Consider the following 11,262-nt stretch of genomic DNA (forward strand, 5'->3'; position numbering starts at 1 on the left):
GATATATTAAAATATAAATATGGGGTGAATTGGATAAATGATACTAAAAGTCACGTTGATAGGACTAATGGCTGGAGTATTAGGTACAGGAATTGGTGGAATACTATCTTCAATATTTAGAAAAGAAGTAGACAAGTACCTTAATTTTTGTATGGGATTTTCCGGGGGCATTATGTTAGCTGTAGTAGTTTTTGACTTAATGAAAGAGGCAATGGAATCAAGCGGCATAATTTATACAGTAGTATTTACTTTTATGGGAGTATTACTAACAATGTTTATAAAAAGCAGATTAGATTTTGCTGGAGACATGAAATCGGGATACTTAATATTTATAAGTATACTACTACATAATTTGCCAGAGGGACTGGCAATAGGTTCATCTTTTATATCGGCAGAAACACTAGGAATTACTCTTGCTATAGTAATTGCATTACATAACATACCAGAAGGTTTAGCAACAGCTCTTAGTTTGGTTGGTGCTAAAGTACCTGCTAAAAAAATAATTTTATTTACATTTATTGCGGGAATACCTATGGGAATAGGTAGTTTTTTAGGTGTATATTTTGCAGGGATATTTAAATCTTTAATAGGAGTATTTTTATCTTTGGCAGCAGGAACTATGTTATTTGTAGTGTTAGATGAAATAATGCCAAAATCAAAAAGTATATATAGTATAATTGGCTTTTTAGCAGGAACAATAATTGTATATTGTATATAGATTTATATAGAGAAAGGGGCAAAGATAATGACACTTATAAGTAAAATTGATGAAAACGACATAGATAAACAGGAAATAAAAAAACAGGCAGAAATATTGAAAAATGGAAATACAGTAATATTTCCAACAGAGACAGTATATGGTCTAGGGGCCAATGCTTTAGATGATACTGCAACATCAAAAATATATGCAGCAAAGGGAAGACCTAGTGATAACCCATTAATAGTACATATATATGACAAAAAACAAGTTGATGAATTAGCAACAGATATATCTGAAAAAGCGCACATAATAATGGATAAATTTTGGCCAGGACCAATAACTATAATATTAAAGAAAAAAGATATAGTACCAAATATAACAAGTGGTGGATTGGATACTGTTGGTATTAGAATGCCATCAAACCCAATAGCAAAGGAATTATTAAAAGAAGTAAACTTACCAATTGCGGCACCATCAGCAAATATATCAGGAAGACCATCGCCTACTAAAGGAAAACATGTATACGATGAAATGAATAATAGAGTAGATGGAATTATTTTAGGTGGAGATTGTACATTTGGTCTAGAATCTACAGTACTAGATTTAACTAATGATGTACCTACCATATTAAGACCGGGAAGTGTGACAAAAGAAGATTTAGAAAGCGTCATTGGACAGGTAAATATAGATCCAGCATTAGAAAAAAAAGAAGATAATATAAAAGCTAAGGCCCCAGGAATGAAATATAAGCATTATTCACCAAATGCAGATGTATATATTGTATCAGGTCATATAGATGATGTTATAAAAAAAGTAAATGAATTATCTAATAATAATGCAAAAGAAGGTTTGAAATGTGCAGTAATGTGCTTAGAGCAAAATAAAAATAAATATAAATGTAATACTATAGTATTAGGTCAAAATTTGGAGGAAGTTGCATCAAATTTATTTAATGCACTTATTACTGCAGATGAAGAAAATTATGACATAGTGTATACAGAAGAGTTTTCGAGATGTGGTGTTGGTAGGGCTATAATGAATAGACTACTTAAATCTGCGGGATATAAAATAATTAAAGCATAGTGCTTTGGAAAGTTAAAAATATAATTATTATAAAACTTATAATGAAATTTTGAAACAAAAATATTACAAAATTTGGTAAATTTAGAAAATTCAGAATAAAAATCAAGCGAAAACTAATAAAATATTTAAAAAAGTTATGCTTTTCTATGGAGTATTGATAAAAAATTATGTATAATTAAATAAACTAGTTAAAAAAAAATCAAACATAAAAAATACGATGTAATTGAAATAATTATCAGATTTAAAAGATAATTACTTTACATACTAACAAGGAGTTCTAATTATGAGAATAGGTTTAGGATGTGACCATGGAGGATACAATTTAAAATCAGAAATTATTAATTTTCTAGAGTCAAAAGGAATAGAATGTATAGACTTTGGAACAAATAATTCAAAAGATTCGGTTGATTATCCCATATATGGGGAGAAAGTTGCAAATGCAGTTATTTCAAAAGAAGTAGATTATGGTATTGTGTGCTGCGGAACAGGCATAGGGATATCTTTAGCAGCAAATAAGGTTCCTGGTATAAGATGTGCTGTTGTTTCAGATGTTTTTTCTGCAAAAATGTCTAAAGCTCACAACAATGCAAATATGTTATCTCTAGGGGAAAGAGTATTAGGAAAAGGTCTTGCATTAGAAATAGTAGATGCTTGGATTAATACAGAATTTGAAGGTGATAGACATTTAAGAAGAGTTAATATGATAATTGACATAGAAAAAAATCACAATAAATAGGAGGTTTAAACAAAGATGAGTAAAGTTATAGTTACGGATCATCCGCTGATACAACACAAATTAACAATAATGAGAGATAAAGAGACTGGATCAAAGGATTTCAGACAATTATTAACGGAAATAACAATGTTAATGGGTTACGAAGTTACAAGAGATTTACAATTAGTAGATGTTGAAATAGAAACACCAGTGGTTAAAACTACTCAAAAAATGATATCAGGGAAAAAATTAGGAATAGTACCTATATTAAGAGCAGGACTTGGAATGGTTGATGGATTTATAAGTTTAATACCAGCAGCTAAAGTTGGTCACTTAGGACTTTACAGAGATCCTGAAACATTAAAGCCAGTGGAATACTATAGTAAATTCCCGCAAGACATAGATGAAAGAGAAATGATAGTAGTTGATCCAATGCTTGCAACAGGTGGTTCGGCAGTTGCTGCTATAGATGTTCTAAAAGCTAATGGAGCAAAAAGTATAAAATTAGTTAACCTAGTTGCAGCTCCAGAAGGAATAGCTGAAGTACAAAAATATCACAATGACGTAGATATATATGTGGCATCTATAGATGAAAAACTAAATGATCATGGATACATAGTTCCAGGATTAGGAGATGCTGGAGATAGATTATTCGGTACGAAATAGTATATTTTAAGGAATCTATTATTTCTGATAGATTCCTTATGTTTAACTATATATAATATAGAGAGGCATATAAATTAAATGAATAAGAAAAAAAGTACAGGTGCACAAATAGCACAAGCACTTTCTTTATTAAGTCAATTAAGTATTATGATGCTAGTTTCAATATTTGGATGTTTTTTTATAGGCAAATTTATAGATACTAAACTAAATACAGGCCCTATTTTCACATTAATTTTTTTAGTATTAGGAATTGGTGGGGCTTTTATGTCTGTATATAAAACTGTAATTGGATACACAAAAAGGAAGTGAGAAATTTATGGATATAAAGGTACAACAAGAAGTTAATGAAGTTTCGAAGGGAATATGTGTTTACGCTGTAATAGTAGGATTAATATCATTTATTATATCAAAAGAACCAATTCACATAATATTGGGAGTTGTTTTTGGAAGTATAATAGCAATACTTAATTTTAGACTATTAGCTATTACTATGGAAAAAGCAGTAGATTATTCTCCAGGAAAGGCTCAAGCTTATTCTGGAATTAGATACTTAATAAGGATGTTTATTGTTGCGGCAGTTGTATTCGTTTCAGTAAAAAACCCTAATATAAATGTTATAGGAACAGTCTTAGGATTAATAAGTACTCAGATTGTTATATTTATAAAAAAACTGATAATATCGAGGATATCGAGAAAGGAGGTATAAATAAGTGAAGTATACACAATGGTTAATTACATTTGCAAATGGTTTTAAAATTAGTGAAACTATTGTAACTAGTTGGATTATCATGGCTGCATTAATTATAATAGCCTTTTTATTAACAAGAAATTTGAAGCCAGTACCAACTACAAAAAAACAGATAATGTTAGAGTATGCCGTTGGATCACTTAGAAATCTTGTTCATGGAAATATGGGGAATGATGTAGAAAAAAGAATGCCAAATATGTTACCTTATATTGGATCTTTGTTTCTTTTTTTCGTATGTTCCAACTTGATTGGGTTGTTAGGTTTTAAGTCTCCAACTACTGATGTAGACACAACTTTAGCCTGGGCTTTAATTACTTGCTTCCTAATTTACTATGAAGGGGTTAAAGCTAAAGGACCAGGATACTTTAAGGGTTTATTAGAGCCAGTTCCGTTACTATTACCACTTAATATAGTAAGTGAATTTGCTAGACCAATATCACTTACATTCCGTCCATTTGGTAATATTTTAGGAGGAACAGTAATAATGGGATTACTTTATCAATTATTAGCATTTATATCATCATTGATACCAAATGTTTCAATTCCATTCTTACAATTAGTAATACCAGTACCATTACATTTCTACTTTGATTTATTTGCAGGATGTTTACAAGCATTTATATTTATAATGCTTACAATGGTATTTGTTTCAAATGCAACAGAGTAAAAATATATGCAAATTACATATTGGCATATTAGAATAAAAACAAAAAACAATTATAAAAAGTTAAAATTTAAGGAGGATTAAATTATGGAATTAGGTCAAGCTATAGCAATCGCAGGTTCTGCAATAGGAGCAGGGATAGCAGTTATATCAGGTATAGGAGCTGGGATAGGACAAGGGTATGCAGCTGGTAAAGGTGCAGAAGCTGTTGGTAATCAACCAGAAGCAAAAGGTGATATCATATCTACAATGTTATTAGGTGCTGCAGTTGCAGAATCTACAGGTATATATGGTCTTGTTATATCTATAATCCTTATATTTGCTAATCCATGGGTATAGAATTGAAGACGAATTGTATGGAAATTTTATAGTTAGGAGAAGTGGAAATTTAATCTCCTAACTATAATTATGGATGATGGAAAGGAGGATTAGTAGATGGGTTTTAAACCAGTAGTAACTATAACTTGGGAGTTAGCTATTCAAATAGTAAATACAATTGTTTTATTTTGGATACTAAAGAGAATTTTATTCAAGCCAGTTTTAAACATAATAGATGCTAGAGAAAATGCAATAAAGACAGATATAGCTACAGGAGAACAAGCTAAAAATGAAGGCTTAGCTTTAAAAGCTGAATATGAACAAAAACTTTCAGTTGCTAAAAATGAAGGACAAGAAATCATAAAACAAGCTACTCTTAGGGCCGAACAAAAGTCTGAGGAAATAATATCTACTGCTAAAGAAGAAGCAATTAGATTAAAAGATAAAGCTAACAGAGATATAGCACAAGAAAAAGAAAAAGTTATGAATGAACTTAAAAATGACATTTCTAACATAGCTATACTTGCTGCTTCTAAAGTAATTGAAAAAGATATTGACCAAGCTAAACACGAGGAAATGATAAACAAATTTATCGAAGAGGTGGGCGAAGCTAAATGATAGATATAATAGCTAACAGATATGCAGAAGCCCTATTCGAACTAAGTGAAGAGGAAAATATAACTAAAGAAATTTACAATGAGTTAAACAATGTAGTAGATATATTAAAAAATAATAAAGATTTAGATAATGTTTTAAAATCACCATTAGTAGCTAAGTCTGAAAAGGTTCAATTAATAGAAACATTATTTAATACTAAAATAAATAATAACTTAAAAAATTTCTTAAAAATATTAGTTGAAAAGGGAAGAATATCTTCTTTAAAATCAATAGAATTAACATTTAAAGAATTATTAAATGATAAACATAATATAATCGAAGGTACTGTAATAAGTGCCATACTTTTAACTGATGAAAAGGTTAAAGAGTTAGAAGAAAAACTTTCAAAAAAATATAATAAAAATGTTACTTTAGAGAACAAAGTTGACGAAAGTATATTAGGTGGGGTTTTAGTAAGATTAGGAAATACTCAAATTGACGGATCTGTAAAAACTCGTTTAGATAATATAAAAGACCAACTTTCTCAAGTAATTTCTTAGGAGGGCGGTGAACCCATGAACTTAAGACCAGAAGAAATAAGTTCTATAATTAAACAACAAATTAAGAATTATGATAATAAAATAGAAATGACTGATACTGGTAGCGTACTTAAAGTAGGTGATGGTATCGCCACAGTATATGGTTTAGAAAACGTAATGTCAAGTGAACTTCTTGAATTCCCTGGAGAAATATATGGTATGGCCCTTAACTTAGAGGAAGATGTTGTTGGGGCTGTTATATTCGGAGATGACACAGGAATCAAAGAAGGTGACATAGTAAAAAGAACAGGAAGAATAGTTGAAGTTCCTGTTGGTGAAGCCTTAATAGGTAGAGTTGTAAGTCCACTTGGTTTACCTATAGATGGTAAAGGACCTATAAACACAAATAAAACTAGACCTGTTGAAAGTAAAGCACCTGGAATAATGGCAAGAAAGTCAGTATGTGAACCATTACAAACAGGTATAAAAGCTATAGACTCAATGATACCAATAGGTAGAGGTCAAAGGGAGCTTATTATAGGAGATAGACAAACAGGTAAAACTTCTATAGTTATAGATACAATATTAAATCAAAAAGGTAAAGACGTTATATGTATATACGTTGCAATAGGACAAAAACGTTCTACAGTTGCTCAATTAGTTAATACATTAGAAAAAGGTGGAGCAATGGATTACACAATAGTTGTATCAGCTACAGCTTCTGAATCTGCACCACTTCAATACCTTGCACCATATGCAGGAGCTGCAATGGGTGAAGAGTTCATGTTTAATGGTAAACATGTTCTAATAGTATATGATGATTTAAGTAAACAAGCTGTTGCTTATAGAGAAATGTCATTACTACTTAGAAGACCACCAGGACGTGAAGCTTATCCAGGGGATGTATTCTACTTACACTCAAGATTACTTGAAAGAGCGGCAAAATTATCAGATGAACTAGGTGGAGGGTCTATGACTGCACTTCCAATCATAGAAACTCAAGCAGGAGACGTTTCTGCATATATACCAACGAATGTTATATCAATAACTGATGGACAAATATACTTACAACCAGAATTATTCTATTCAGGTGTAAGACCAGCAGTTGACCCTGGTATATCAGTATCAAGGGTTGGTGGTGATGCGCAAATTAAATCAATGAAAAAAGTTGCAGGTACATTAAAACTTGCTTACTCACAATATAGAGAGCTTGCATCATTCTCTCAATTTGGATCAGACTTAGATGAAGATACTAAGAGAAGACTTGCTCAAGGGGAAAGAATAGTTGCTGTTTTAAAACAAAATGAAACTGACCCTATAGCAGTTCAAAACCAAGTTATGATAATATTTGCTGTTATAAATAATTTCTTAGAAGATATACCTGTAAGTAATGTACAAAGATTTGAAAAAGAATTATTCAGATTTGTAGATGATAACTATCCAGAAGTATCTAAAAAGATATTAGCAGCAGAAGATTTCTCTTCTGATTTAACAAACGTAATATTAGAATTTAAGAAAAAGTTTGTTGTTGAAGCGTAATCCTTTTTAACAAAGGAGGTAAATTAATTGGCAGGAGCTGGAATTAAAGAGATTAAAACTCGTATCAACAGTGTTAATAGTACAAAACAGGTTACTAAGGCAATGGAACTTGTTGCTTCTTCTAAAATGAGAAAAGCAAAAGACAGAGCTTTAAATGCCAGACCGTACTTTGGAACGATGTATGATACCGTTAAAGATATAGCTACAAATACACGTGGCGTTAGAAATGTATTCTTAAAACAAAGAGAAGTAAAAAATAGATGTTATATTGTTGTTGCTGGTGATAGAGGTCTAGCAGGAGGATATAACTCAAACATAATAAAATTAACTCTTAATCACATGGGTAATAAACATGAAAAAATCATGCCTATAGGTAAAAAGGCAACAGAATATTTTGCTAAAAGAGGTTATGATATTTTAAAATCAGCTGAAAGTGTTGAAAAATGTGATTATGAAGAAACACTTGAGTTTGCAAATGAAGCGATGAATTTATATAAAAAGGGTGAAATAGATGAAGTATATATAGCATATACAGAATTTGTATCTCCTTTGACTCAAAATGCAAAATTATTAAAAGTGCTACCGTTAGCATTTGAAAAAGAAGAAAATAAGGAAACAAAAGAGCAAGCTGCAAAAAGAGCTAGAGTTCAATATGTACCATCGGCAGAAGTTGTTTTAGGTCATATAATACCTAAATATGTATCTGGAATTATATATGATGGTGTAATAGAATCTTTCGCATCTGAACAAGCTGCGAGAAGAACTGCAATGAGTTCAGCAACAGATAATGCAGACGCAATGCTATCTAATTTAGAATTAAGTTACAACAGAGCAAGACAATCAGCTGTAACTCAAGAAATAACAGAGATAGTAGGTGGAGTAGAAGCTCTAAAATAAGGAGGTTAGGAAATGGCCAACGTAGGGAAAATAGTATCAATCGTAGGTGTTGTACTAGATGTTAAGTTTGATAGTGAAAATAGCCTACCTAACTTATTAAACGCATTAGTTATAAAGTTAGGAGATCAAGAAATAGTTGCTGAAGTTGCACAACATATCGGTGATGATACAGTTAGATGTATAGCAATGAGTGCTACAGACGGACTAGTTAGAGGAATGGAAGCAGTAGATACAGGAAGACCGATAAGTGTTCCTGTTGGAGATGCGACATTAGGAAGAATATTTAACGTTCTTGGGGAACCAGTTGATGATGCACCAGCACCAAAAGATGCACCTCAACTACCAATACATAGGCAAGCTCCAGAATATAATGATATAGCAAGTACTGCTGAGATACTTGAAACAGGTATAAAAGTAGTTGACTTATTAGTACCATATTTAAAAGGTGGTAAAATAGGTCTATTCGGAGGAGCAGGTGTTGGAAAAACAGTTCTTATACAAGAGCTTATAAACAATATAGCTAAGCAACACGGTGGTATATCAGTATTCGCTGGTGTTGGAGAGAGAACAAGAGAAGGTAATGACCTTTATCATGAAATGAAAGATTCTGGAGTTATAAATAAAACAGCTCTAGTATTCGGACAAATGAACGAGCCACCAGGAGCTAGAATGAGGGTTGCCTTATCTGGACTTACTATGGCTGAGTATTTCAGGGATGAACAAAATCAAGACGTTCTTTTATTCGTAGATAATATATTCCGTTTCACACAAGCAGGTTCAGAAGTTTCTGCGCTTCTTGGACGTATGCCTTCAGCAGTTGGATATCAACCAACACTTGCTACAGAAATGGGTAACTTACAAGAAAGAATAACATCAACTAAGAAAGGTTCTATAACATCTGTTCAAGCGGTTTATGTGCCTGCGGATGACTTAACTGACCCAGCGCCAGCGACAACATTTGCTCACTTGGATGCTAAAACAGTTTTATCTAGACAAATAGCGTCTCTAGGTATATATCCAGCAGTTGATCCACTAGAGTCTAGTTCAAGAGTACTAGATCCAAAAATAGTTGGTAATGAACATTATGAAGTAGCGAGAGGTGTACAATCAATACTTCAAAGATATAAAGAATTACAAGATATAATCGCTATACTTGGTATGGATGAATTATCTGATGATGATAAGATTATAGTTGCTCGTGCGAGAAGAATACAAAGATTCCTTTCTCAACCATTCTCAGTTGCAGAAGCATTTACTGGATTAGAAGGAAAATATGTACCTGTAAAAGAAACTATAAGAGGATTTAAAGAAATATTAGAAGGAAAACATGATGACTTACCTGAATCAGCATTCCTACTTGCAGGAACAATAGATGAAGTTGTTGCTAAGGCAAAGGAGAGTAGATAGGTCATGGCAAGCATATTTCAACTCGAAATAGTAACTCCAGAAGAACTGTTCTACCAAGGTGAGGTGGAAATGGTTATAACTAGAACGACACAAGGGGATAGAGCTGTACTAAAAGATCATATACCTTTTGTAACTGGTCTAGTTGATGGAGAATTAAGAATAAAAAAAGATGGAAAATTTAAATCTGGCCAAATTTCTGGCGGCTTCATGACAGTTAGTAAAGAAAAAACAACTATATTAACTGAGTCTGCAAAGTGGAATGATGAAGTCGGAGGACTTTAAAACTAGAATATTATATTAATTAAAAAGACTAGGATTGATCCTAGTCTTTTTACTTTACAAAAATAAAAATATTATTAACAATAATATAATTGTTTATAATAAGGTAATATAATTGTAAAGAAGATAATTTATGGGAGGAAAATATGAATATTTTAGATATAGGGACAGATATTATAGAAGTAGAGAGAATAAAAAATGCATTGAATAAAAGAGGTGATTTTCTAAAAAAAATATTTACAGAAAGAGAAGTAGAAATGTTTAATCAAAAAGGAAACAACCCTCAAACTATAGCTGGTAACTTTGCAGCAAAGGAAGCTATTAGTAAATCACTAGGATTGGGTATAAGGGGTTACAATTTTAAAGATATAGAAATACTTAGAAATAATTTAGGAAAGCCAGTAGTTAGAACTTATAATAATTTGGAACAAATATGCATACAATATAGTGTTTTAGAAATAAAGGTAAGTATATCTCATAGTGAGAACTATGCTGTTGCAAATGCTATAACTATTACGAAGTAAAAATAAGAAATATTTAAATGAACATATGAATAAATATAAATTAGGAGGTACTTTGTGAAAAATAAGTGGTGTACATTACTAATAACAATTATTTCAATAATTACACTATGTAATGTTGGATGTGGAAGAAAAGAATATACAAAAGAAGAGGTATATGAAGATTTTAAAAATCAAATTTCAAAAATTACATCATATACTTGTACTGCGAAAGTAGAAGCTATAGGAAATAAGGAAAATACAACCTATATTTTTAAACACACATATACAAAACCAGATTATTATAAATTAGAAGTTAAGTCGCCAAAAAATTTACAAGGAAAAACTATTGAATATAAGGGTGATAAAGTTTTAGTACATAATCCTAATGTTAATGACACAGTAGAACTTCCTAATATAAACAATGATAGTCATTATTTATTTATTGGAGATTTTATCAAAAATTATATGCAGAATGAAGAGGTAGTTTTAGAAGCTACAGAAAGTGAATTGAAAATAGAAATTGAAATACCTGGTGATAATAAATATTTTAATAAACAAATTTTATATATAAATAATAAGACTAAGAATCCGGATAAAATGGAAATAC

At 31.1% G+C, this 11,262-nt stretch carries 16 protein-coding genes; all 16 read left to right on the plus strand.

Annotated elements, in window-relative coordinates; genetic code table 11:
• Positions 1–37 precede the first annotated feature (37 nt).
• Positions 38–718 (plus strand): ZIP family metal transporter, encoded by a 681-nt coding sequence (locus tag NSA58_RS09345; protein ID WP_039680449.1) that lies wholly within the window; start codon positions 38–40, stop codon positions 716–718.
• A 27-nt stretch (positions 719–745) separates the two neighbouring features.
• Positions 746–1,783: an L-threonylcarbamoyladenylate synthase gene (locus NSA58_RS09350; protein ID WP_039680448.1), complete on the plus strand. Its 1,038-nt coding sequence runs from the start codon at positions 746–748 to the stop codon at positions 1,781–1,783.
• Between the two features lie 283 nt (positions 1,784–2,066).
• Positions 2,067–2,519, plus strand: a complete 453-nt coding sequence (gene rpiB, locus NSA58_RS09355) for a ribose 5-phosphate isomerase B (RefSeq protein WP_039680447.1) — start codon at positions 2,067–2,069, stop codon at positions 2,517–2,519.
• Between the two features lie 15 nt (positions 2,520–2,534).
• On the plus strand, positions 2,535–3,164 hold the full coding sequence (gene upp / locus NSA58_RS09360; protein WP_039680446.1) for a uracil phosphoribosyltransferase: 630 nt from the start codon (positions 2,535–2,537) through the stop codon (positions 3,162–3,164).
• Between the two features lie 78 nt (positions 3,165–3,242).
• The gene (locus tag NSA58_RS09365) at positions 3,243–3,473 is read left to right on the plus strand and encodes an AtpZ/AtpI family protein (protein ID WP_039680445.1); all 231 of its coding nucleotides are present in this window, start codon (positions 3,243–3,245) and stop codon (positions 3,471–3,473) included.
• 7 nt (positions 3,474–3,480) lie between these two features.
• Positions 3,481–3,870, plus strand: coding sequence for an ATP synthase subunit I (locus tag NSA58_RS09370; protein WP_039680444.1), 390 nt, complete (start codon positions 3,481–3,483; stop codon positions 3,868–3,870).
• A 4-nt stretch (positions 3,871–3,874) separates the two neighbouring features.
• Entirely contained in the window at positions 3,875–4,579 is a 705-nt protein-coding gene (atpB, locus tag NSA58_RS09375; protein ID WP_079764794.1) for a F0F1 ATP synthase subunit A, read from the plus strand.
• A gap of 84 nt (positions 4,580–4,663) precedes the next feature.
• Complete coding sequence (gene atpE / locus NSA58_RS09380; protein WP_200886403.1) at positions 4,664–4,915, plus strand: ATP synthase F0 subunit C; 252 nt, start codon at positions 4,664–4,666, stop codon at positions 4,913–4,915.
• 96 nt (positions 4,916–5,011) lie between these two features.
• Positions 5,012–5,512 (plus strand): F0F1 ATP synthase subunit B, encoded by a 501-nt coding sequence (atpF, locus tag NSA58_RS09385; protein WP_039680442.1) that lies wholly within the window; start codon positions 5,012–5,014, stop codon positions 5,510–5,512.
• Positions 5,509–6,051 carry a F0F1 ATP synthase subunit delta gene (locus tag NSA58_RS09390; protein ID WP_039680441.1) on the plus strand — a complete coding sequence of 181 codons (543 nt, stop codon included), beginning with the start codon at positions 5,509–5,511 and terminating at the stop codon, positions 6,049–6,051. The genes atpF and NSA58_RS09390 overlap by 4 nt, the downstream gene beginning before the upstream one ends.
• 15 nt (positions 6,052–6,066) lie before the next feature.
• A complete protein-coding gene (atpA, locus tag NSA58_RS09395) occupies positions 6,067–7,569 on the plus strand; it encodes a F0F1 ATP synthase subunit alpha (protein WP_039680440.1) in 1,503 nt (500 codons plus the stop codon).
• A gap of 27 nt (positions 7,570–7,596) precedes the next feature.
• Positions 7,597–8,466, plus strand: a complete 870-nt coding sequence (gene atpG, locus NSA58_RS09400; RefSeq protein WP_039680439.1) for an ATP synthase F1 subunit gamma — start codon at positions 7,597–7,599, stop codon at positions 8,464–8,466.
• A 12-nt stretch (positions 8,467–8,478) separates the two neighbouring features.
• The gene (atpD, locus tag NSA58_RS09405) at positions 8,479–9,873 is read left to right on the plus strand and encodes a F0F1 ATP synthase subunit beta (protein ID WP_039680438.1); all 1,395 of its coding nucleotides are present in this window, start codon (positions 8,479–8,481) and stop codon (positions 9,871–9,873) included.
• A gap of 3 nt (positions 9,874–9,876) precedes the next feature.
• Positions 9,877–10,155: an ATP synthase F1 subunit epsilon gene (gene atpC / locus NSA58_RS09410; protein ID WP_079764793.1), complete on the plus strand. Its 279-nt coding sequence runs from the start codon at positions 9,877–9,879 to the stop codon at positions 10,153–10,155.
• Between the two features lie 143 nt (positions 10,156–10,298).
• Positions 10,299–10,676 carry a holo-ACP synthase gene (gene acpS, locus NSA58_RS09415; protein ID WP_039680437.1) on the plus strand — a complete coding sequence of 126 codons (378 nt, stop codon included), beginning with the start codon at positions 10,299–10,301 and terminating at the stop codon, positions 10,674–10,676.
• A gap of 54 nt (positions 10,677–10,730) precedes the next feature.
• A partial coding sequence (gene gerS, locus NSA58_RS09420) for a germination lipoprotein GerS (RefSeq protein WP_257560411.1) occupies positions 10,731–11,262 on the plus strand: 532 nt, incomplete at its 3' end.

It is taken from the genome of Terrisporobacter muris (assembly GCF_024621905.1).
GTDB classification, from domain to species: Bacteria; Bacillota; Clostridia; order Peptostreptococcales; family Peptostreptococcaceae; genus Terrisporobacter; species Terrisporobacter muris.

What these genes read in the sequence shown, in the direction of transcription:
- atpC (WP_079764793.1), top strand. Translation starts at nt 9,877, where the DNA reads ATGGCAAGCATATTTCAACTCGAAATAGTAACTCCAGAAGAACTGTTC.
- NSA58_RS09370 (WP_039680444.1), top strand. Translation starts at nt 3,481, where the DNA reads ATGGATATAAAGGTACAACAAGAAGTTAATGAAGTTTCGAAGGGAATA.
- atpD (WP_039680438.1), top strand. Translation starts at nt 8,479, where the DNA reads ATGGCCAACGTAGGGAAAATAGTATCAATCGTAGGTGTTGTACTAGAT.
- atpA (WP_039680440.1), top strand. Translation starts at nt 6,067, where the DNA reads ATGAACTTAAGACCAGAAGAAATAAGTTCTATAATTAAACAACAAATT.
- NSA58_RS09390 (WP_039680441.1), top strand. Translation starts at nt 5,509, where the DNA reads ATGATAGATATAATAGCTAACAGATATGCAGAAGCCCTATTCGAACTA.
- atpF (WP_039680442.1), top strand. Translation starts at nt 5,012, where the DNA reads ATGGGTTTTAAACCAGTAGTAACTATAACTTGGGAGTTAGCTATTCAA.
- acpS (WP_039680437.1), top strand. Translation starts at nt 10,299, where the DNA reads ATGAATATTTTAGATATAGGGACAGATATTATAGAAGTAGAGAGAATA.
- NSA58_RS09345 (WP_039680449.1), top strand. Translation starts at nt 38, where the DNA reads ATGATACTAAAAGTCACGTTGATAGGACTAATGGCTGGAGTATTAGGT.
- rpiB (WP_039680447.1), top strand. Translation starts at nt 2,067, where the DNA reads ATGAGAATAGGTTTAGGATGTGACCATGGAGGATACAATTTAAAATCA.
- NSA58_RS09365 (WP_039680445.1), top strand. Translation starts at nt 3,243, where the DNA reads ATGAATAAGAAAAAAAGTACAGGTGCACAAATAGCACAAGCACTTTCT.
- upp (WP_039680446.1), top strand. Translation starts at nt 2,535, where the DNA reads ATGAGTAAAGTTATAGTTACGGATCATCCGCTGATACAACACAAATTA.
- NSA58_RS09350 (WP_039680448.1), top strand. Translation starts at nt 746, where the DNA reads ATGACACTTATAAGTAAAATTGATGAAAACGACATAGATAAACAGGAA.
- atpE (WP_200886403.1), top strand. Translation starts at nt 4,664, where the DNA reads ATGGAATTAGGTCAAGCTATAGCAATCGCAGGTTCTGCAATAGGAGCA.